The organism is Amycolatopsis sp. PSD-21, assembly GCF_055561455.1.
This window is the reverse complement of record NZ_CM145712.1, coordinates 7,694,122-7,715,418: the sequence shown is the minus strand read 5'-3', so window position 1 is coordinate 7,715,418 and position 21,297 is coordinate 7,694,122. Positions and strand designations below refer to the sequence as shown.

20 protein-coding genes are annotated in these 21,297 nt (G+C 69.3%); 11 read left to right on the top strand and 9 right to left on the bottom strand.

Translation table 11 applies throughout. The features are described 5' to 3' along the window. Positions 1 to 39: 39 nt before the first annotated feature. Positions 40 to 1,260 (bottom strand): MFS transporter, encoded by a 1,221-nt coding sequence (locus ACZ1DY_RS36250; RefSeq protein ID WP_465482374.1) that lies wholly within the window; start codon positions 1,258 to 1,260, stop codon positions 40 to 42. Next, the gene (locus tag ACZ1DY_RS36245; RefSeq protein ID WP_257484508.1) at positions 1,257 to 1,775 is read right to left on the bottom strand and encodes an ArsR/SmtB family transcription factor; all 519 of its coding nucleotides are present in this window, start codon (positions 1,773 to 1,775) and stop codon (positions 1,257 to 1,259) included. Before ACZ1DY_RS36245 ends, ACZ1DY_RS36250 begins: the two co-directional genes overlap by 4 nt. Positions 1,776 to 1,882: 107 nt before the next feature. Between ACZ1DY_RS36245 and ACZ1DY_RS36240 the strand changes: the two genes are divergently transcribed. Beyond that, positions 1,883 to 2,857: an aldo/keto reductase gene (locus ACZ1DY_RS36240; RefSeq protein WP_465482373.1), complete on the top strand. Its 975-nt coding sequence runs from the start codon at positions 1,883 to 1,885 to the stop codon at positions 2,855 to 2,857. Here ACZ1DY_RS36240 and pqqB read toward each other — a convergent pair. The 5 genes from pqqB to pqqA all read right to left on the bottom strand — a co-directional run bounded on the left by pqqB (position 2,854) and on the right by pqqA (position 5,921). After that, positions 2,854 to 3,711 (bottom strand): pyrroloquinoline quinone biosynthesis protein PqqB, encoded by an 858-nt coding sequence (pqqB, locus tag ACZ1DY_RS36235; protein WP_465482372.1) that lies wholly within the window; start codon positions 3,709 to 3,711, stop codon positions 2,854 to 2,856. The genes ACZ1DY_RS36240 and pqqB overlap by 4 nt on opposite strands. Beyond that, positions 3,708 to 4,787: a pyrroloquinoline quinone biosynthesis protein PqqE gene (gene pqqE, locus ACZ1DY_RS36230; protein ID WP_465482371.1), complete on the bottom strand. Its 1,080-nt coding sequence runs from the start codon at positions 4,785 to 4,787 to the stop codon at positions 3,708 to 3,710. Before pqqE ends, pqqB begins: the two co-directional genes overlap by 4 nt. Beyond that, a complete protein-coding gene (gene pqqD / locus ACZ1DY_RS36225) occupies positions 4,778 to 5,050 on the bottom strand; it encodes a pyrroloquinoline quinone biosynthesis peptide chaperone PqqD (RefSeq protein WP_126735668.1) in 273 nt (90 codons plus the stop codon). Before pqqD ends, pqqE begins: the two co-directional genes overlap by 10 nt. Positions 5,051 to 5,052: 2 nt before the next feature. Further along, entirely contained in the window at positions 5,053 to 5,730 is a 678-nt protein-coding gene (pqqC, locus tag ACZ1DY_RS36220; RefSeq protein ID WP_465482370.1) for a pyrroloquinoline-quinone synthase PqqC, read from the bottom strand. 83 nt (positions 5,731 to 5,813) lie between these two features. Continuing rightward, positions 5,814 to 5,921: a pyrroloquinoline quinone precursor peptide PqqA gene (gene pqqA / locus ACZ1DY_RS36215; protein WP_126735666.1), complete on the bottom strand. Its 108-nt coding sequence runs from the start codon at positions 5,919 to 5,921 to the stop codon at positions 5,814 to 5,816. Between the two features lie 295 nt (positions 5,922 to 6,216). Here pqqA and ACZ1DY_RS36210 point away from each other — a divergent pair, with 295 nt between their 5' ends. Next, entirely contained in the window at positions 6,217 to 7,203 is a 987-nt protein-coding gene (locus ACZ1DY_RS36210; RefSeq protein WP_257484512.1) for a PQQ-dependent sugar dehydrogenase, read from the top strand. Positions 7,204 to 7,327: 124 nt separating this feature from the next. Here ACZ1DY_RS36210 and ACZ1DY_RS36205 read toward each other — a convergent pair whose 3' ends face one another. Next, the gene (locus ACZ1DY_RS36205; protein ID WP_465482369.1) at positions 7,328 to 8,704 is read right to left on the bottom strand and encodes a WS/DGAT/MGAT family O-acyltransferase; all 1,377 of its coding nucleotides are present in this window, start codon (positions 8,702 to 8,704) and stop codon (positions 7,328 to 7,330) included. A 95-nt stretch (positions 8,705 to 8,799) separates the two neighbouring features. Here ACZ1DY_RS36205 and ACZ1DY_RS36200 point away from each other — a divergent pair, with 95 nt between their 5' ends. From ACZ1DY_RS36200 to ACZ1DY_RS36160, 9 genes are all read left to right on the top strand, one after another. Continuing rightward, the gene (locus ACZ1DY_RS36200) at positions 8,800 to 9,813 is read left to right on the top strand and encodes a glutathione S-transferase family protein (protein WP_257484514.1); all 1,014 of its coding nucleotides are present in this window, start codon (positions 8,800 to 8,802) and stop codon (positions 9,811 to 9,813) included. Then, complete coding sequence (locus ACZ1DY_RS36195) at positions 9,797 to 10,954, top strand: NAD(P)/FAD-dependent oxidoreductase (protein ID WP_465482368.1); 1,158 nt, start codon at positions 9,797 to 9,799, stop codon at positions 10,952 to 10,954. The genes ACZ1DY_RS36200 and ACZ1DY_RS36195 overlap by 17 nt, the downstream gene beginning before the upstream one ends. Further along, positions 10,947 to 11,570, top strand: a complete 624-nt coding sequence (locus ACZ1DY_RS36190; RefSeq protein WP_465482367.1) for an MSMEG_1061 family FMN-dependent PPOX-type flavoprotein — start codon at positions 10,947 to 10,949, stop codon at positions 11,568 to 11,570. The genes ACZ1DY_RS36195 and ACZ1DY_RS36190 overlap by 8 nt, the downstream gene beginning before the upstream one ends. Before the next feature lie 109 nt (positions 11,571 to 11,679). Further along, positions 11,680 to 13,311: a thiamine pyrophosphate-binding protein gene (locus ACZ1DY_RS36185; protein ID WP_465482366.1), complete on the top strand. Its 1,632-nt coding sequence runs from the start codon at positions 11,680 to 11,682 to the stop codon at positions 13,309 to 13,311. After that, positions 13,308 to 15,368: a hydantoinase/oxoprolinase family protein gene (locus tag ACZ1DY_RS36180; protein WP_465482365.1), complete on the top strand. Its 2,061-nt coding sequence runs from the start codon at positions 13,308 to 13,310 to the stop codon at positions 15,366 to 15,368. The genes ACZ1DY_RS36185 and ACZ1DY_RS36180 overlap by 4 nt, the downstream gene beginning before the upstream one ends. Beyond that, positions 15,365 to 17,062 carry a hydantoinase B/oxoprolinase family protein gene (locus ACZ1DY_RS36175; protein ID WP_465482364.1) on the top strand — a complete coding sequence of 566 codons (1,698 nt, stop codon included), beginning with the start codon at positions 15,365 to 15,367 and terminating at the stop codon, positions 17,060 to 17,062. Before ACZ1DY_RS36180 ends, ACZ1DY_RS36175 begins: the two co-directional genes overlap by 4 nt. A 2-nt stretch (positions 17,063 to 17,064) precedes the next feature. Next, the gene (locus ACZ1DY_RS36170) at positions 17,065 to 17,850 is read left to right on the top strand and encodes an SDR family NAD(P)-dependent oxidoreductase (RefSeq protein ID WP_465482363.1); all 786 of its coding nucleotides are present in this window, start codon (positions 17,065 to 17,067) and stop codon (positions 17,848 to 17,850) included. A gap of 4 nt (positions 17,851 to 17,854) precedes the next feature. Continuing rightward, complete coding sequence (locus tag ACZ1DY_RS36165) at positions 17,855 to 18,550, top strand: GntR family transcriptional regulator (protein WP_126735657.1); 696 nt, start codon at positions 17,855 to 17,857, stop codon at positions 18,548 to 18,550. A 274-nt stretch (positions 18,551 to 18,824) separates the two neighbouring features. Further along, the gene (locus ACZ1DY_RS36160) at positions 18,825 to 20,096 is read left to right on the top strand and encodes an aminotransferase family protein (RefSeq protein WP_465482362.1); all 1,272 of its coding nucleotides are present in this window, start codon (positions 18,825 to 18,827) and stop codon (positions 20,094 to 20,096) included. A 126-nt stretch (positions 20,097 to 20,222) separates the two neighbouring features. On the opposite strand, the gene ACZ1DY_RS36155 is transcribed toward ACZ1DY_RS36160, so the two are convergent. Next, complete coding sequence (locus ACZ1DY_RS36155) at positions 20,223 to 21,227, bottom strand: GlxA family transcriptional regulator (RefSeq protein ID WP_465482361.1); 1,005 nt, start codon at positions 21,225 to 21,227, stop codon at positions 20,223 to 20,225. Positions 21,228 to 21,297 lie beyond the last annotated feature (70 nt).

The window sequence follows — 21,297 nt, the reverse complement described above, 5'->3', positions numbered from 1 at the left end:
AAGCAAGGGACCTTTGCTACCACTTCGCGGGGCGCCGGGTCAGGGCTGCGCGGCGTGGGACTTCCGGACCAGGCCGCGCACCTGGCCGCTGCACAGCGCGAGACCGGTGGCGGCCACGACCAGCGCGGCGCACGCGAGCAAAGTCGTGCTGACCCCGAAGTGCTGCGCGGCGGGCCCGGCCGCCATCTGCCCGAGGGGCAGGGCGATGAAGGAACCGAGCATGTCGTAGGAGTAGACGCGCGCGAGTTTGTCCTCGGGCACGTTCTCCTGCAGCGAGACGTCCCACGCGACCACGAACTGCTCGATCGCCAGACCGGAGACGAACATGGCCGCCAGCAGCAGCGGCAGCAAGGGGGCCTGGCCGAGGAGGATCAGCGGCGGCGCCTCGAAGAGGATCACCGCGACGCCGACGAACAGCGCGCGCCGCGGCTGCCATCGGGCCACGAGGATGCCGCCGACGAGCGAGCCGATCGTCTGCGCGGCGAGGGCGAATCCCCAGCCGGAGCGCCCGAAAGTGCTGTCGGCGACGACGGGGCCGAGCACCGCGATCCCGCCGGCGATGACGGCGTTCACCACCATGAACTGCACGACCACGACCCAGACCCAGGTGCGCGACCGGAACTCGTGCCAGCCTTCAACGAGTTCCGCGAGCGGGCGGCTGCCGGGGATCCGTTCCCGGCGGCTGAGGCGGATGCACCGGTAGGACAGGGCGGAGCCCAGGAACAGCAGCGCGTTCCCGCCGAGTGCCCAGCCGGGGCCGACCGCGGTGACCAGGATGCCGCCGAGCCCGGCGCCGGCGATCCGGCCGGAGTTCGACAACAGCCTGGCCAGCGCGTTGGCCTGTGCGAGCAGGGTGGCGGGCACCGTCAGCGGGGTGAGTGACGCCGACGCCGGTGCGGAGATCGCGGCCACCGCGCCGTTGACCACGCTCAGGCCGACCAGCAGCGGGATCGACGCGAATCCACAAAGGACGCTCGCCGCGATGACCGCCTGGGTCAGCGTGGCGGCGAGTTCGGTGCCCTGGAGGATCACCGACCGCGGCAGCCGGTCCGCCAGTACCCCGCCGAACAGCAGCAGGACCACGCTCGCCACGGACCGCGCGCCGACGACGATGCCGATGTCGACGGCCGAACCGGTCAGGTCGATCACCGCGAACGCGAGCGCGAGCGGGGCGACAGCGTTGCCGAACTCCCCGAACGTGCGGCCGCCGATCAGCCAGCGGAAGTTGTGATGGCGCAGTGGTTCGCGCAGAGACGTCATCGTCGCCTCATTTCGAACAGCGCGACCGTCGCGCTGACCGGGATCGTGCCCCGGGTGCGGGGCGGCTTCGCGGCGGAGTGCAGAAGGTCGCTCAGCTCGCGGGCGTGTTCGAGCGCCTTCCCCCAGGTCTCGCGGTCGACCCACATCTCCGCGTCGCTCGTCGACCCCGGTTTGCCGGGAACGCGGAATTCGCTGCGCCGCTTGAGTTCTTCGGCCATAGTCGCGATGAGGAGCTGTTCCTCCCGCGGATTCGCCGACGTGAACCGCGATCCGGACTCCGGATCGTGCCGGTAGCGTTTCGCCAGGCCGCCCCGGATCCGGACCTCCTCGGCGACGTCCAGCAGGCCGGCCTCGTGCAACCGCCGCAGGTGATAGCTGACATTCGCTTGTGTCTCACCGAGTTCGCGCGCGGCTTCGGCCGCGCTCATCGCGACACCGGTCAAAAGGGACAGAATGCGCAGCCGGACGGGATGGGCGAGGACGCGCAGCTCGTCAAGGCCGGGGGACTCGGGCATGGGACGAGTATCGACTGCCGGGACGCGAACCGTCAAACAGTTATTTGGGGGTGTCATTGGCCGGGAGATCCGGTGCGGTGATCGGATGTCTGTGCTCTGCTGGAGACATGCGTACGACGACATTGGGCAGGAGCGGTCTCGAGGTGTCGAGGATCGCTTTCGGCACTTGGCAGCTCGGCGGGGACTGGGGTTCGTTCGACGAGGACGCGGCCATCGCGGCGATCCACCACGCCCGCGAACTCGGGGTGAACTTCTTCGACACCGCACAGGCCTATGGTTTCGGGAAGTCCGAAGCGATGCTGGGGAAGGCGCTGCGCGAGGAACTCAAGCGCGACCGAGACAACCTCGTCATCGCCACGAAGGGCGGTATCAAGCCTCGTTCCGAACGGCCGCGCGACTCGCGGCGCGAGTGGCTGACGCAGGGCATCGAGGACAGCCTCCGCTTCCTCGACGTCGACCACATCGACCTCTACCAGATCCACTGGCCGGACCCGGGCACTCCGGCCGAAGAGACGGCGGGGATCCTGCAGGAGTTCGTCGACGCCGGGAAGATCAGGCACGTCGGTGTCTCGAACTACGACGCCGCGGCGCTCGCCGCCTTCGACAAGACCCGGCCCGTGGAAACCCTGCAGCCGCCGTATCACCTTTTCCGCCGCGACATCGAAACCGATCCTCTCCCGTACGCGCGTGAGAACGACATCGGCGTGCTCGTGTACAGCCCACTCGGCAGCGGACTGTTGACCGGATCCTTCACGCCGGAGACGACGTTCGAGAAGACCGACTGGCGGTCACGGTCGTCGGCGTTCACCGGCGAGACCTTCCGGCGCAATCTCGCCGTCGTCGGCCGGCTCGAGGAATTCGCGGCGGACAAAGGAATCTCCGTCAGTCAGCTCGCGATCGCGTGGACGCTCGCCCAGCCGGGTGTGCACGTCGCGATCGTGGGCGCGCGCAAGGCGGCCAACATCGAGGCCAGCCTCGCCGCCGGCGGCATCGACCTGACCGCGGACGATCTCGCGGAGATCGACCGGCTCACGGCCGACGCCGTTCCCGTGTCGGGCGCGAGCCCCGAAGGTGTCGCTTAGAGCTTGAATTCGGTACCGTCCAAGGGAAGCGAGGCGCCGCCGTCCAGCACGGCGGCGTGCTCGGGCGACGCCGGATCGACCACCGGGTTCGTGTTGTTCAGATGTGTGTACACCCATCGAGGGCCAGGCCGGAGCTTCGCGAGGCTGCCGGTGATCGGCAGATGGCCCATCGCCGGTTGAGCGCCGGCCTCGGCCGCGGTGGCGCCCGACATCTCGTCCGGTGCGTAGAAGGTCCCGTCCAGCAGTACCAGTCCGGCGTCGCGGGTGAAGTCGTCGAATCCGTCCGGCCAGCTCTTCAGGCAGGGCGCGTATACGAAGACGCCGCCGGTCTCGACGTCTTCGATCCGGTACGCCACCACCCAAGGGCCGTCCTCAGTGGACGAACGTGCGTACTTCGGCCGCTTGTCACTCACGGGAAGCACACTCACCCGGAGACCGTCGATAGAGACTTCCGACGACGGCAGCCAGTCCCAGCCGCCGTAACCGTCGATGATCGACCGCGCGGGGAACTGCTCGGAGAGGGCGCCCAGCACGGCGTCCGGTGCCCACACGGGAAGGCCGCCCGCTTCCCGCAGGAGAAGCAGCCCGAGTGAATGGTCGAGTTCGGCGTCGGTCAGCAACACCCCGCGCAGCGGGATTTCCCGAGGCCCCGGCCCGGCGCGCAGCGGTGGCGTGGCGAGGATCTGCGCACGGATGTCCGGCGACACGTTGAGCAGGTACCAGCCCTCGCCGTCCGCGCTCACCGCCACACAGTCCTGCGTGCGCGGCGGCGCGCCCGAAACGCACAACGCGCAGGCACAGTTCCACTGCGGGAAACCGCCGCCGGCCGCGGTACCGAGCAGGATCACCCTCATCGTGGCGTCCGCATCACGAGTTCGTCCGTCTTCGCCTGCGTGGCGAGGATGAGGTCGACCACGCCGCGTTGCGGGGAACGCGAGCACACCGGATCCGTCGCCGAGGCGTCACCGGTGAGCTGGAACGCCTGGCACCGGCAGCCGCCGAAGTCGATCCCGCGCCGATCGCAAGTGCCACAGGTGTCCGGCATCCAGTCCTCGCCGCGGAAGGCGTTGAAGGAGCCGGATTCGTACCAGATCCACGCCAGCGGCTTGTCGCGCACGTTGTCGAATTCCAGTGTCTCGATCGCCGTCGACGCGGGGCACGGCAGCACGTTCCCGTCGGGCGCCACGGTCAATTGCCGTGCGCCCCAGCCGTACATGCACGGCTTCGGGTACTTCTCGTAGTAGTCGGCGACGACGTAGATGATCTCCATGCGGCCACGCAGCCGTTCGGTGGCCGCGCGCACGATCGGCTCGGCCTCGTCGAGCTGACGCCGGGTCGGCATCAGGGCGTCGCGGTTGCGCAGGGCCCAGCCGTAGTACTGCGTGTTGGCCAGTTCGAGCCGGTCCGCGCCCATTTCCTCGGCGAGGTCGATGATCCCGGCGAGCTGATCGTGATTCTGCCGGTGCAGGACGACGTTCACCGACAGCGGCAGCCCGGCCTTCTTGATCAGTCCGGCGGCGACCAGTTTCCGGTCGTGCGCCCGCGCCCCGGCCAGCCGGTCCGCGCGGTCGGCGGTCGCACCCTGGACGGACAGCTGGATATGCGCGATACCGCGTTCGACGAGATCGTCCAATCTGGACTCGGTCAGGCCGAGCCCGGAGGTCACCAGGTTGACGTAGCATCCCAGTTTCGTGGCGTGTTCGGCCAGGATGGGCAGGTCCGGTCTGGCGAGTGGTTCGCCGCCGGACATGTGGACCTGGAGCACGCCGAGTTCCCGGGCCTGGGTGAGCACCGAAAGCCATTCCTCTGTGGACAGTTCGCTGTCGCGCGTGATCAGTTCGACCGGATTCGAGCAATACGGGCAATGCAGCGGGCAGCGGTGGGTCAGCTCGGCGAGCATGCCCAGTGGCGCCGCGGTGTTCAGGTCCATTCGACGATCCGCCGTTCTCCCAGCCGGGACAGGACGTCCAGGATCTCTTCCTCGCGCACCCCGGTGTAGCGCTCGCGCAGGGCCGAAGCGATTCCCGCGACGTCTTCGACGCCGTCGCAGAGGGAAAGCACGGCCGCGGCGGTCGGATTCGGGACGAGTACGCCTTCGGGGAACAAAAGAACGTGCGTTTCCCTGGTCTGGTCGTAGCTCAGCCGGACCCCGCGCCGCAGCCGCGGCACCGAGCCCGGTTCGAGGGTGGTCATGGCTACTCCTTGGCCGCGCGCTCGATGGCGTCGAGCATCGACCAGAGCACGTCGGTCTTGAACGACAGCGCGGCGATCGCCTTGTCCTGCTGCTCGCGGGTGACGGCATGCCGCACGACGATGTCGAGCGTGCCCTTGCCCTCGCCGGAGACCTTGTCGATGCGATTGGTGAAATAGGCGAGGTCGTCGGGCGCGATCCACGAATAGTTCGCCAGCATGTCGGCGACCCGCCGCTGCATGAGATGGCCGGCGAACATTTCGGTCAGCCCCGAGGCGACCGCTTCGAGCCAAGGTTTCGCGCGGGCGAAATTCACGTAGGCGTCGACGGCGAACCGCACACCGGGAACGACGTGCCGCTGATCGAGAACCTCTTCGCGGTCGAGCCCGACCGCGGTGCACAACCGGAGCCATCGCTCGATTCCGCCGTCACCGGCCTTCGTCCCGTCGTGGTAGACGATGCGGTCGAGCCATTCCCGGCGGATCTCCGGCAACGGGCAGTTGCTGATGATCGCCGCGTCCTTCTGCGGGAGAACGCATTGGTAGTACCAGCGGTTCGCGGCCCAGATCTTCAGTTCGCGCGCCGACAGGTGGCCTTCGTGCATCCGCACGTGGAACGGGTGGGTGCCCCAATAGCGGTCCGAAAGCCCGCGCAACGCCGCGATGAACTCCGACGACGACATGAGGGACACCGTGCTGCCTCCGGGTGTTCGCTGATCGGGACGGCGGCGGTGGTGGGGGACGGCCCCCACCACCGGATGCGGATTCAGTCCTCCATACGGGCCGCGTAAGCGGTGACCTCCATGGGGGTTTCGTATTCGACGAAGTCCGGGGTGGTCCATTCCTCGATCATTTCCGCTCCTAACGTCCACATGGGATCGAACAGGGCCGAGCCACCGTCACCCTAGAAGCGCGTCGCCGATTCTGACCAGACGTAAGGACCGACTTCCGGCGGTATTTTGTAAAGTTTCCTACCTATGGCCGAGCGAGCGGGGCGGGTCGTCACGCTCGGCGCACACAACGGTTAACGGCCGGTGGATCCGATAGCCCGTCCAGTGGTGTCCGATTCGTTCCGTTGTGTGTTTCTATCCAACTCGACGGGTGCGCCCCGACCACCCGCCTACCGCCGCCATCCGAGCTCCAGGGGTGTAGCTGAAGGAGGCGTCCCCATGTCCCTACGTCGTACTCTCGCCGCCACGTTCGCCGCGGCGACGGCCGTGTCGATCGCGGCCGTCCCGGCGGCCGCCGAAGCGCCGCCGTCGACACAGGCGATCAGACAGCTCGCGAGCGGCCTCAACCAGGCCTGGTCGATCGACTTCCTGCCCGACGGCACCGGCGTCTTCACGCAGAAGGACGCCAGGACGATCAGCAAGATCGACAAGGCGGGCAAGGTCACCACGGTCCAGACCATCCCCGGGGTGAGCGTCACCGCGGAGGCCGGCCTGCTCGGCATCGCCGTCTCGCCGAACTACGCCACCGACCAGACGGTCTTCATCTACTACACGACCAGCTCCGACAACCGGATCGCCAAGCTGAAGCTGGGCCAGACACCGACGCCGATCGTCACCGGCATCCCACGTGGTTCGCAGTACCACCACGGCGGGCGGATCCGGTTCGGCCCGGACGGCTACCTCTACGCGGGTACCGGCGACGGCCAGAACGGCGCCAACGCGCAGAACAAGAACTCCCTCGGCGGCAAGGTCCTGCGGGTCACCACCGACGGCGCGGCCGCGCCCGGCAACCCGTTCAACAGCCGCGTCTACTCCTACGGTCACCGCAATGTCCAGGGCCTGACCTGGGCGAACGGCCAGCTGTACATCTCCGACATCGGCGCGAACAAGCTCGACGAGCTGAACAAGATCGAGCCCGGCAAGAACTACGGCTGGCCGACCTGCGAGGGCCCGTGCAACACGGCCGGGATGACCAACCCGGTCAAGTCCTGGCCGACGTCCTCGGCGACGCCGAGCGGACTCGCGGCCTACAAGGGCTCGCTGTACATGGCGTCCCTCAAGGGCGGCACGTACAAGCTCGACCTGAACGGCAACGGCGGCAAGCTCTGGACCAACCTCGGCCGCACGCGTGACGCGACCGCCGGCCCGGACGGCCAGCTGTACACGATCACCCCGGGTGCCCTCTACGTCTCCGACGGCAGCTAACTCTCAAGGGTCTCCCGCGCCCGGCGGAGACTTCACCGGCGCAGCCTCTTTCGGGCCGGAGGCCCACGAAACGTTTTGCGGGGCGCCATGTACATGTGGCCAGGCGCCCCGCGGAACGTTTTCGTCAGCTGCGCCCGATGGACACCGAGTGTTCGAGTTCGGCGAGCGCGGTGTCCAGGTGGGTCAGGATGCGCTGCAGATGCGGCACGCTCCGGCGGCAGCCGGTGATGCCGAAGTCCAGGTTGTCCCCGTTGCTGGTCAGCGTGATGTTCAGCGCCTGCCCGTCCAGCAGCACCGATGCCGGGTAGATGCCGTCGAGCGCCGCGCCGTTCCAGTACATCTGCTTGCGCGGCCCAGGGACGTTGGAGATCACCAGGTTGAACGGCGGTTTCGTGTTGTTCACGAAACCGGGGATCGGGGACACGCCGAGCTGGGCGACGTTGATCCCCGACAGCAGCAGCGTCTGCAGCGGGGTCAGCTCCGAGAAGAGCTTCTTACCGTTCCGCATGGACGCGTTGATCGTCGCCAGCCGGGCGGCCGGATCGGTCAGATGGGTGGCGAGGTTGCACAGCAGCGCGCCGATGTTGTTCCCCGCCGCGTCCCCACTGTCCTTGCGCCGCAAGGAAACCGGGACCATCGCGGTCAGCGGCACGTCGGGGAGCGCGTTCTGTTCCATCAGGTAGTCGCGCAGCGCGCCCGAGCACATCGCGAGGACGACGTCGTTGCGCGACACCCCGGCGGCGGTCGCCACCTTGCGCACCCGGTCCAGCGACCAGGACTGCGCGGCGAACCGCCGGGCTCCGCCGATCGGCACGTTCAGCATGGTCTTCGGCGCCTGCGCCGGCAGCGTGAGCGTGTGCTCCTGGAACGCCTCACGCGCCACCTTCATCGCGGCGGGCGCGATACCGGCGAGCTGGTTGACCGTCTTGCCGAAGGTGCGGAACACCGAGGGCGACACCTTGCCGTTGCGGCCGGCGTCCGGTTTGGCGCGCCGCCCCCACGGCGGCGGGCAATCGAGGTCGGCCGGGTCGTCCGACAGCGTGCCCTGCAGATGACGCAGCGCCGAGACGCCGTCCATCAGCGCGTGGTGGATCTTGCTGTAGATCGCGAACCGGCCGTCCTGCAGGCCCTCGACCAGGTGGATCTCCCACAGCGGGCGGTGCCGGTCGAGCAGGGTGCTGTGCCAGCGGCCGGTGAGCTCCAGCAGTTCGCGGATCCGGCCGGGCTGGGGCAGCGCGGAATGCCGGAAGTGGTAGTCGAGTTCGAGATCGTTGTCGGTCGCCCACGCGACGTGGCCCGCGGTGTTGACCGGCCGGGCGGGACGGCGCCGGAACACCGAGCGCATGTTGTCGGAATCGAGCAGGCTCTTGCGGACGTCACGCAGATAGTCGTCCCCGGCGCCCTCGGGTTTCCTGAACAGTTGCAGTCCGCCGACGTGCATCGGATGTTCGCGCGTCTCCACGAGAAGGAACATCGAGTCGGTCACGGGCATGAACGGCATCGTCGGACCACCTTCCGCGCGGCGGCGTGCGGACACGCCGGGTGCCAGAGTCTACGCACACCGAAACCACCTTCTCACGCTTTAGGGTGGCTCACATGACGATCCCGACCGATCCGCAGACGGGTGAGTTCCGTCGGTCCGCCAACCATTTCGACGCGCGTGTCACCGCCGACGGCCGCGACGGCTGGCCGGTGGAGGCGGGGAGATACCGGCTGGTGGTCAGCCGGGCCTGTCCCTGGGCCAGCCGCGGCCTGGTCGTCCGGCGGTTGCTCGGCCTCGAGTCCGCGCTGAGCGTGGCCGTCGCCGACCCGATCCAGGACGAGAAGAGCTGGCGGTTCACCCTCGATCCCGGTGACCGGGATCCGGTGCTCGGCATCAAGTACCTGGCCGAGGCCTATCACGCCGCGGATCCGCACTACATGGGCGGGATCAGCGTTCCGGCCATTGTGGACATTCCGAGCAAACGGCTGGTGAGTAACGACTATCCTCAGATCACCCTCGATCTGTCCACCGAATGGACCAGCCTTCACCGGCCCGGCGCGCCCGACCTTTACCCAGAGCGACTTCGCGGCGAGATCGACGACGTCAACGCGGGGGTCTACGCCGACGTCAACGCCGCCGTGTACCAAGCCGGATTCGCGACCAAGCAGGCCGCGTACGAGGACGCCTACACCCGCCTCTTCACCATGCTGGACGTGCTTTCCGAACGGCTCGAAAAGCAGCGCTACCTCGTCGGTGACACGATCACCGAGGCGGACATCCGGTTGTTCACCACGCTCGTCCGCTTCGACGCCGTCTATCACGGGCACTTCAAATGCAACCGGAACAAGCTGACCGAGATGCCGGTGCTCTGGGCCTACGCTCGCGACCTCTTCCAAACGCCCGGTTTCGGTGACACCGTCGACTTCGACCACATCAAGCGGCACTACCACGCGGTGCACGAGCAGGTGAACCCGACGCGGATCGTCCCTTTGGGACCGGACCTGTCCGGCTGGACGACGCCGCACCACCGGGAGCAGCTGGGCGGGCGCCCGTTCGGCGACGGCACGCCGCCGGGACCGCCGCCCGAGGACGAACGGATCGGGGACACGGATGGAGCCACTGCCTGAACGCACCGACGTCGTCGTGATCGGCGGCGGCATCATCGGGGTCGCCTGCGCGTACCGGCTCGCCGCCGCCGGCGTCCCGGTCCTGCTGCTCGAACGCGACATCCTGGGCGCGGGCTCGACGGCGAAGGCGGCGGGCGGGATCCGGTCGTCGTTCACCACCCGGGTCAACATCGAGATCGGGCTGCGCGGGCTCGCCGAGTACGCCTCCTTCGCCGAGACGTACGGGACCGAGATCGATTTCCGTCGCGACGGCTACCTGTACCTGGTCACCGACCCCGCGGACCTGCCCGAATTCGAACGCTGTGCCGAACTGCAGAACTCCTACGGCGTCCGCAGCCGTCTCGTCGAGCCCGCCGAAGCGCGGCGGTTCTCCCCGCTGATCGACACCGAGGGCGTCGTCGCGGCGCTGTGGTCGCCGGACGACGCGAAGGCGACTCCGGACTCCGCGGTCCAGGGCTACGCGCGGGCCGCTCGCGCGCACGGCGCGGTGCTCAGGACCGGCGTCGAGGTCATCGGGATCGAACGCGACGGTGACGTGATCACCGGTGTCCGGACCTCGGCCGGTTTCGTGCGGACGGACGCCGTGGTCTGCGCGGCGGGCGCGTGGTCGGGCCGGATCGGCGAACTCGCCGATGTCGACCTCCCGGTGCGGCCGTTCCGGCGCCAGGTCGTGTTCACCGGACCGGTCGCGGACCTGCCGGGGCCGGTGCCGCTGACCATCGAGATGCCGTCCGCCTTCTACTTCCACCGCGAGGGCGCCGGCCTGGCGATGTCCTTCTGCGACGGTGACGGCGACCCCGGCTTCGACACCCGCTATCAGCCGGGCGAGTGGCTGCCGAAACTCGCCGAGATCGCCGCGCGCCGGGTGCCCGCGGTGCTCGACGCGGGGATCCGCGGCGGCTGGGCCGGGCTGTACGAGATGACCCCGGACCGCAACCAGATCGTGGGGGAAAGCGTCCACCTGTCGCGGTTCTTCTACGCCACCGGCTTCTCGGGACACGGATTCCAGATGGGCCCGGCGGTGGGTGAGCTCGTGCGGGACCTCTACCTGGGGCGGGTCCCGGAGATCGACATCAGCGGGCTCGACGTCCGCCGGTTCGCCGGCGACCGGGCCGTGACGAGGGAGCACAACATTGTCTGAGTTCGTCGAAGTCACCACCGAGGCCGAGCTGCGCGAGATCCTGCCGCCGCCGCTGGAACGAACCGCGAACAAGGCGCGCCCGAAGCTGCACGAGATGGACCGCCAGTGGCTCGCGGAGTCCCCGTTCGTGCTGATCGCGACGTCGGCGGCGGACGGGACCTGCGACGTCTCGCCGAAGGGCGACCCGGCCGGGTTCACGCTGGTACTGGACGACACGCGGATCGCCATCCCGGAGCGTCCCGGCAACCGGCGCGCCGACGGGTTCCGCAACGTGCTGTCGAATCCGCACGTCGGGCTGCTCTACCTGATCCCCGGCCGCGGCGACACGCTGCGGATCAACGGCCGCGCGCGGCTCGTGCGGGAGGCGCCGTTCTTCGACGACATGATCGTGAACGGCAACCGGCCGAAGCTCGCGCTGGTCGTCGACATCGACGAGATCTTCCACCACTGCCAGAAGGCGTTCATGCGCTCGAAGCTCTGGTCGCCGGAGAGCTGGACGCCGGACGCGCTGCCGTCGCGGGCGGTCATCTCCAAGACCTTCGAGCGGCCGGAGGACAGCCTCGCCGACCTGGAGGCGTATTACGCTCCTGCGGCTTACTCGGCCGGGTTGTACTGAAGCTGGCTGCGCGTGAAGGCCCCCTTCCCTCGGCTCAGCCGAGGGAAGGGGGCCTTCACGCGCAGTGGCCGGTTGCTGGATCGTTGAACGATCTGGCACTATCGGCGGGGTGCCTGCACCCACCGGAGCCCAGCATCTCGCCGACGCGCTGACCGCTCTGGGGACCGAAGTCGTCTTCGGTCTCCCCGGGGTGCACAACCTGCCGTTATGGGAGGCGCTGGCCGATACGGACATCCGGCTTGTCGGGGTCCGGCACGAGCAGACGGCGGGGTACGCCGCCGACGGGTACGCCCGCGCGACGGGCAAGCTCGGCGTCGCGCTGGTGACCACGGGGCCCGGTGCGGCGAACACGCTCGCCGCCGTCGGCGAGGCCATGGCGTCGGCCGCGCCGGTGCTGATCATCGCGACCGACATCCCGTCCACGCTGCGGCGGCCGGGCGTGGTCCGCGGCGTGCTGCACGAGACGTCGGACCAGCAGGCGATGTTCGCGCCGGTCACCAAGGCGGGGTTCACCGTCACCAGCGCCGATCAGGTCGCCGCCACCCTCCACCGCGCGGCCCGGCTCGCGCTCCAGCCGCAGAGCGGGCCGGTCTACCTCGGCATCCCGGCCGACTTCCTGTCCGAGCGGACGCCCGCGCGCCGTCCGCCGCGGTCGCACGCCCGGCCCGCCGAGATCCCGGATCTCACCGAGGCCGAGGCCCTCCTCGCGGCCGCCGACCGACCGCTGATCTGGGCGGGCGGCGGCGCGCTGCGCGCCGAGGCGGGTGAGGCGATCGGGAAACTCGCCGAACGGCTGGCCGCGCCGGTGCTCACCACGTTCGGCGCCCGCGGGCTGCTGCCGGTCGATCATCCCTGTCTCGCCCCGAATCCGGTGCACGCGCCCGAGGTCGGCGCGCTGTGGGACGAGGCCGACGTCGTCCTCGCGATCGGCACCGACTTCGACGGGCTGATGACGCAGAACTGGCTGATGCCGAAGCCGAGGAAACTCATCGCGATCAACGTCGACCCGGACGACGCGGCCAAGAACTACCAGCCGGACATCACGCTGGTCGGTGACGCCAGAGTGCTCGTCGAGGCGCTGAAGGTCGAGGAACGGCCGGGTATCGCGGCACTCGTCGGCAGGCTCGCCAAGGTCTCCGCCCGGGTACGGCGGCGGATCAAGGAGGAGGAACCACAGGCCGCGGACCTTCTGTCCACTTTGGACGAAGTATTGCCACAGGACGCGGTCGTGGTCGCGGACATGTGTGTGGCCGGGTACTGGATCGGCGGGTTCCATCGCGTCCGCGCGCCGCGCAAGCTCGCGTACCCGATGGGCTGGGGCACCCTCGGCTACGGCTTCCCCGCCGCGCTCGGCGCGAGTGCCGCGGGCGCCGGCCGCGCGATCTGCGTCAGCGGTGACGGCGGTTTCCTGTTCGGCTGCGGCGATCTGCACACGCTGGCGCAGGAACAGTTGCCGGTCACGGTGATCCTCGTCGACGACGGCGGCTACGGGATGCTCCGGTACGACCAGGATCGCGCGGGATTGCCGCGTCGAGGGGTCGACTGGGACAGCCCCGATTTCGTCGGCCTGGCGAGGGCCTTCGGCGTGCACGCGGACCGGGTTTCCGGGTTCGGGCGGGCGTTCCGGCGGCTGCTCGGTGAATTCGTCGAGTCCGACGAGCCCAACGTGCTGGTCGTGCGCGCGAAGATGGCACCGCCGCTCAACACCTCGCCGCGCTGGTACCGCAAGGAATCCCCGTGACCGGGCTCCGCGTCGGCGTGGACATCGGCGGCACGTTCACCGATCTCTGCGTGCTTGACGGGACCGGGATCGTGGCCGTTGGCAAGGTGCTGACGACCCACGACGAACCGGCCCGCGCGGTCGAGGAAGGTCTCAAGAGGACACTCGCCGACGCCGGGCTGGACGCGGGCGACGTCGAGCAGTTCGTGCACGGCACCACGCTGGTCACGAACGCGCTGATCGAACGCAAGGGGTCGCGCACGGCACTGCTCGCGACCGCCGGTTTCCGCGACGTGCTGGAGATGCGGCGCGAGCACCGGTACGAACTGTACGACCTGCTCATCGAATTGCCCGCCCCGCTGGTGCCACGGCACCTGCGGTTCGACGTCCCCGAGCGGATCCTCGCCGACGGTACCGTCCACACAGGACTGGACGAGGAGTACGTCGCGCGGCTCGGCCGGGAGCTCGACGCCAGGGGCATCGACGCGGTGGCGATCTGTTTCCTGCACGCCTTCACGAATCCCGCGCACGAAAGACGCGCCGCCGAGGTGCTGCGGGAGGTCGCGCCCCGGCTGCGGGTCGCGCTCTCCAGCGAGGTCGTCCCCGAGATCCGCGAATTCGAGCGAATGTCGACCACCGTCGGATGCGTCTACGTCCAGGATCTCACCGAACGTTATCTGCGTGATCTGGAAAGGCGCCTGCACGAGGCCGGGGTGCGGCCGTCTCCGCACATCATGCTGTCCAACGGGGGAATCGCGACGGTGGACACCGCCGCGCGGTACCCGATCCGCATCCTCGAATCCGGTCCGGCGGGCGGGGCGCTGGCCGCGTCCGCGATCGGTGCCGCGGCCGGTGTCGAGGATCTGCTGGCCTTCGACATGGGTGGCACGACGGCGAAACTGTGCCTGATCTCCGATGGCGCGCCGCTGGTGACGCACGAGTTCGAAGTGGACCGGAAGTACCGGCTGCTGCCGGGTTCCGGGCTGCCGGTCAAGGTTCCGGTCACGGACATGATCGAGATCGGGGTCGGTGGCGGCTCGATCGCGCGGATCGACGCGCTCGGCCTGCTCACCGTCGGCCCGGATTCGGCGGGATCCGAGCCCGGGCCGGTCTGTTACGGACGAGGCGGTGCCGAGCCGACCGTGACGGACGCCGACCTCGTGCTCGGTTATCTGGACCCGGGGTATTTCCTCGGTGGCGGAATGACTTTGGATCTCGAAGGCGCGCGCGAGGCCATCCGCTCGAAGATCGCCGGACCGCTCGGTGTCAGCGTCGAAGAGGCGGCCTGGGGTATCCACACCAGCGTCAACGAGGACATGGCGAACGCGGCCCGCGTCCACGCAGTCGAGCGCGGCAAGGATCCGGCGAAGCTCCCGATGTTCACTTTCGGTGGCGCCGGCCCGGTGCACGGCGTCGGTGTGGCGAGGGCGCTCGGCGCGCCCGAGGTGGTCGCGCCGCCCGCCGCCGGAGTGCTCAGCGCGGCGGGATTCCTCACCGCGCCACTGGCTTTCGACTTCGTGCGTTCGGCGCGCTCCGCGGTACTGGACCTTTCCTGGGAACAGGTCGACGCGCGGTTCGCCGAGATGGAGGCAGAGGGCGCGGCGCTCCTGGAGAAGTCCGGTGTGGACGGTTCCGACCTGACGCACCGCCGGATCGCCGAGATGCGGTATTCCGGGCAGGGTTACGAGATCCGCGTGCCGGTCGGACGGGGGAGCTGGCCGGAGTCGCTCATCGACGCGTTCACCGAGACCTATCGGACGCTGTACCGGCGGACCGGGCCGGACGTCGCGATCGAGGTGCTGAACTGGCGCGTCGTCTCCAGTGGTCCCACGCCCGAGGTCACGCTGAAACTCGCGGGCGCCGAGGCCGAGGGCGACGCGCGCAAGGGGAGCCGCCCCGCGTACTTCCCCGGCGAAGGTGGATTTGTCGACACGGCGGTGTTCGACAGGTACCGGCTCAAGCCGGGTGATCGCGTCGAGGGGCCTGCCATCGTGGAGGAACGCGAGTCCACTGTGGTCGTTCCGCCGGGTGCGCGCTGTGTCGTCGGCGCGGACGCCAGTCTGGTGGTGACGGTATGAGCGTCGACCCGATCCTGGTGGGGGTCCTGGGAAACCGGCTGCACTCCATCCTGGCCGAACAGCAGAACGCGCTCGTGGACACGGCCTTCTCGTCCGTGGTGCGGGAATCGCTCGACCTCGCCTGCGCGGTGTTCGACTCCCGCGGCGAGATGATCGGCCAGTCCGTCGGCGGGACACCGGGCCATATCAACGCGATGGCGACCGGCATGCGGCATTTCGTCGCCGCGTACCCGCCGGAGACGCTGGAGCCCGGCGACGTCCTGCTCACCAACGACCCGTGGCAGACGGCCGGGCAGATCAACGACATCACCGTCGCGACGCCGGTGTTCCTGCGGGGACGGCTGGTCGCTTGGTTCGCTTCCTGTTGCCACGCCCCGGACATCGGCGGGCGGCTGGTCTCCGCCGAAGCCAACGAGGTCTTCGAAGAGGGACTGCGCCTGCCGATCATGAAATTCCTCCGCGCGGGCGTGGTCAACGCGGATCTCGAACTGCTGATCCGCGCCAACGTGCGCACTCCCGAGGAGACCATCGGCGATCTGTACGCCCAGGTCACCGGCAACGAGGTCGGCGCGGCGGGCCTGGTGCGGCTGCTGGAGGAGTTCGGGCTCGATTCCCTGGACGACGTCGCCGCGGAGATCATGAACCGCTCCGAGCGGGCGCTGCGGGACGCGCTGGCGAAACTGCCGGACGGCACCTACACCAGCGAGCTGGTGACCGACGGATTCGACGACGAAGAGATCGTCCTCAAGGTCGCCGTGACCATCGACGGCGAGGACATCCACCTCGATTTCGCGGGGTCGTCGCCGCAGAGCCGCCGCGGGATCAACGTCGTCCTGAACTACACCCGGGCGTACGCGTCGTTCGCGATCAAGGCGGCGATCTCGCCGGAGGTGCCGCACAACGCGGGCTCGTTCCGGCCGGTGCACGTCACCGCGCCGGAGGGCTCGGTGCTCAACTGCACGCCGCCCGCGCCGGTCGCGTCCCGGCACCTGATCGGGCACTTCCTGCCTTCGCTGCTGATCACGGCCCTGCCGGGGAACGCCATGGCGCACAGCGCGGACGCTTTGTGGATGACGATCTGGCGTGGCGCCGACGCCGAGGGTCGCGAGTTCATGCTCAACGTCTTCCAGACCGGCGGGATCGGCGCGCGATCCACAAAGGACGGTCTCAGTACCACCGGATTCCCGAGCGGGCTGCGGTCGACGCCGACGGAGGTCATCGAGACGATGGCCCCGCTGATCCAGCGCGAACGCGTGCTGCGCACGGACTCCGGCGGCGCCGGGAAATGGCGCGGCGGCCTCGGCCAGTGCACCACCATGGCCGCCCGCGGCGCGATCTCCTGGAGTGTCAACGGGAACATCGACCGGGTGCGCCGGTCGGCGACCGGTGTGGACTCGGGACACGACGGCGCGGTGGGCCGGTTCGAGCTCGCCCGCGGGACCCTGCCGTCGAAGAGCCGGGTGAACCTGCGGCCCGACGACGTGGTGAACGTGATCCTGCCGGGCGGCGGCGGGCACGGTGATCCCCGCGAGCGCGATCCGGAGGCCGTGCTCGCCGACGTCGTCGACGGGTACGTCTCGGTGGAAGCGGCGCGTGAACTTTACGGCGTCGAAGTCACCTATCACGGGGATCCCGAGGCGCTGGTGCGCCTTCCGGAGGACTACACAGCGGTTTCGCTGAGAGGGAGGAAATGAGCATGGGCCGGCTGGCAGGCAAGGTCGCGGTGGTCTTCGGGGGCGCGAGGGGTATCGGCCTCGCCACCGTGAAGGAGTTCGTCGCCGAGGGCGCGACCGTGTTCTCCAGTGACATCCGCGAACCCGCGGAATCCGTCGAAGGCGCCCGTCACTCCCTTGTGGACGCCACCGACGAAGGACAGGTCGACGAGTTCGTGCGCGGTGTGGCCGCCGAAACCGGGCGGATCGACGTTCTGTTCAACAACGTCGGCATCCACCTCGGGAAACCGCTGGTGGACACCACGCTGGCGGAGTTCGACAATATCTTCGCGCTGAACGTGCGCGCGGCCTTCCTGGGCACTCGAGCGGTGCTGCCGCACATGATCGCGAACAAGGCGGGCAGCATCATCACGACGTCGTCGAACGGCGGGGTGATGGGCCGCCCCGGCGACCCGGTGTACAACGCCACCAAGCACGCGCTGGTCGGCCTGACGAAGTCGATCGCCGTCGCGCACGCGCACCAGGGGATCCGCGCGAACACGGTCAACCCGGGCGCGATCGACACGGACATGCTGCGCGGCACCCTCGCGTCGCCGGAGGACTTCGAAGCCAAGCAACACCAGTTGACCGCGAGCACGCCGGCGGCGCGGGTCGGCGAGGCGTGGGAGGTCGCGAAAGCCGTCGTCTTCCTGGCCAGCGACGAGTCGCGCTTCGTCAATGGGGTCGCGCTTCCCATCGACGGCGCCAAGGCCGCCGGTGCCATGCCGGGCGACCGGTACAGCCTCGACTTCGAACTCGGTGTCAGGTAGCGCCATGTCCACATCCGCCGCCGAGGAGACGCTGGCCCGCGACAGACCCCTGCTCGAACGGAGCGGGACGGCGGAACGGGTCGCCGAGATCCTGCGCCAGCGCATCACCGAAGGCGTGTTCCCGCCCGGGTCGAGGCTTTCGGAACCGTCGATCAGCGCCGCGCTGGGCGTCTCGCGCAACACCCTGCGCGAATCCTTCCAGCTGCTGGCGCACGAACGGCTCGCGGTGCACGAACTCAACCGCGGCGTGTTCGTCCGCGAACTGACCGCGCAGGACATCTCGGATCTCTACGTGATGCGGCGGGTCACCGAATGCGGTGCGCTGCGGCGCGCGGCCGAGCGGTCCACTGTGGACCTTTCGGCGGTCGCGGCGGCGGTCCGGGAGGGCCGTGCCGCGGCCGGTGAAGGCGACTGGCAGGCCGTCGGGACCGCGAGTATCGCGTTCCACCAGGCGTTGGGGGATCTGGCGGGCAGCGAGCGGGTCAGCACGACGATGCGCCAGGTGCTGGCGGAGACGCGGCTCTTCTTCGTGCTGGCGGAGAACACGCGTGCGTTCTTCGAGCCGTTCCTGGAACGGCACGAGCGGATCCTGCGGGATCTGGAGCGGGGGCGGTTCGGGCCCGCTGAGACGGCGCTGGAGAAGTACCTGCGGGATGCGGAGAAGCAGCTTCTGGCGGCTTACGACCGACGGGAGTCGTGAGGGCGCTTTTTCGCGCGTTGCGAAAGCCACTTTCGCAACGTTGAAGGTTGCGAAAGTGGCTTTCGCAACGTCGGCGGCCTGCCCAGGTGGTTCGGGCGCGTGTCGCGAAAGCCACTTTCGAGACGTGGGATGTCCCGAAAGTGGCTTTCGCGACACGGACGCCGACCGGGCCGACAAGCCGGACAAGTCCGCGCCGCGAACTGTGCACGATGGAGTGTTCGCGTTCCGGCCGGATCCGGGTGAGGATGGGGGCACGAGCACGAGGAGGAAGATCATGGTTTCGTCGGCGTCCGCGCGCAATCCGCTGTGGCACCCCTTCGCGGACATGGGAGCGGTCGACGGCGACCGGCTCGTCATCACCCGCGGTGAGGGTTCCTACGTCTGGGACGACGAAGGCGAGCGGTACTTCGACGCGACGGCGTCGCTCTGGTACGCGAACTTCGGGCACGGGCGCGAGGAGATCGCGCTCGCCGTCGCCGACCAGTTGCGGACGCTCGACTCGTACAACCTGTTCGGCTACAACGCCAACAAGCCCGCGCTGAAGCTCGCCGAACGCGTCTCCGCGCTGGCACCCGAACCGGGCTCGAAGGTGTTCTTCGGGTCGGGCGGCGGCGACGTCATCGACACCGCGGTCAAGCTCGCCCGTTCGTACTTCGCCCACACCGGGCGCCCGGAGAAGGTGCACGTCATCGGCCGGGTGCAGGGTTACCACGGCACGCACGGCTTCGGCACGGCCGTCGGCGGCATCGCGGCCAACGCGGCGGGCTTCGGGCCGCTGCCGGGCGACATCTCGCACGTCCCCTACGACAGCGCCGAAGCGCTCGAAGCCGAGATCCTGCGGGTCGGGCCGGAGCGGGTCGCGGCGTTCTTCTGCGAACCGGTGATCGGCGCGGGCGGCGTCCTCCTTCCCCCGGACGGGTACATCGAGACGGTCGCCGGGATCTGCCGCAAGCACGACGTGCTGTTCGTCGCGGACTGCGTGATCGCCGCGTTCGGGCGGCTGGGTACCTGGTTCGGGATCGACCGGTGGGCGGTGAAACCGGACATGATCACGACCGCGAAGGGCATCACCGGCGGCACGATCCCGCTGGGCGCGCTGATCGTCGCGCCGAGGGTGGCCGAGCCGTTCTTCACCGGCTCGCCCGGTGCGCCGGTGCTGCGGCACGGCGCGACCTACGCCGGGCATCCGGTCGCCTGCGCCGCGGGGAACGCGACACTGGACATCTACGAGCGCGACGGGCTGATCCCGCGCGGGCGGGAACTGGAGAAACCGCTGGCGGACGCGCTTTCCGGGCTCGCTTCGCATCCGTTGGTGGCGGAGGTCCGGGCCGGCCTCGGCTTCCTCGGCGCGGTCGAGCTGAAGGCCGAAGTCATCGAGGCGAACCCCGGCGCGGCGAACCGGTTGCAGCGGCTGGCGCGGGACGAAGGCGTCCTCGTGCGGAACCTCGCCAAGGGGATCGCGGTGTCGCCGCCGCTGATCGCGGGCGAGGCCGAGCTCGACCTGCTCACGACGGCGTTGCCGCGTGCGCTGGACAAGCTCGCCTAGGCCAGGTGTCCTGCGAGTCCGCTGGTGCCGGGTCGTGAGTGGCGTTTCGGGTTAGAACCCGAAACGCCACTCACGACCGCGGCGACCGAGGCGTGGCAGGACTTCCTGGACACCGTCTGGCGGCTGTCATCCCGCGGCGGCGGTCACCGGTGGCTGCCGCGGGAACGCGTTCCGGTAGGCGCCGGGCGAGACGCCGACCTGTTTCAGGAAGTGGTGGCGCAGGTTGTTCGCGGTGCCGAGACCGCTGAGCTCCGCGATCCGCTCCACCGGCAGGGCGGTCGATTCCAGCAGGCTCTGCGCCCGGGAAAGCCGCTGGGTCAGCAGCCATTGGAGCGGTGTCGTGCCGGTCGCCTGCTGGAGGCGCCGGTAGAAGGTCCGGCGGCTCATCATGGCGCGCCGGGCGAGATCTTCGATCGTCAACGGCCGGTCGAGATGGGCCCTCGCCCAGTCGAGCACCGGTGCCAGCCCCTGGTCGTCGGTGGCGGGAACGGAAAGATCGATGAACTGGGCCTGTCCGCCCGGCCGGTGCGCGGGCACGACCATCCGGCGGGCCAGCTGGTTGGCCACGTGCGCCCCGAGGTCGCGCCGGACCAGATGCAGGCACAGGTCGAGGCCGGCGGTCATCCCGGCGCTGGTGAGCACGTCGCCGTCGTCCACGTAGAGCACGGAGTCGTCGACTTCGACCTCGGGGAACCGCTCGGCCAGCGCCGTGGTGTGCATCCAGTGCGAGGTCGCCCGACGTCCGTCGAGCAGCCCGGCCTCGGCGAGCGCGAAGGCGCCGGAGCACAGCGAGACCATCCGCGCGCCCGCGTCGTGGGCGCGCCGTAACGCGCTGATCAGCTCGGGGGAGACCGGCGCGCCGTCGCTGAGGACCTCGTCCGGTACCGATGACACGATGACGGTGTCGGCGCCGACGATGTCGTCGAGCCGGTACGGGGTGCGCAGCGCGAACCCGGGAGCCACCGCCTCGGACCGGTCGCCGGTTCCGCACAGCCGCAGGTCGTACCAGGGATCGGCGAGATCGGGCTGGGGCATCCCGAAAACGGTGGCGGGGATGCTCACCTCGTACAGGTCCCAGAAGGCGATCCCGATCTCGTCGGGGACGACCAGGGCGACCGAACCAGCGCTCATGGGCACAGCCTATGGCACGAATTTGGTGCTTCCGGTCATCAGTGTCACTGGCAGCGGGAAGTGCCGGCCA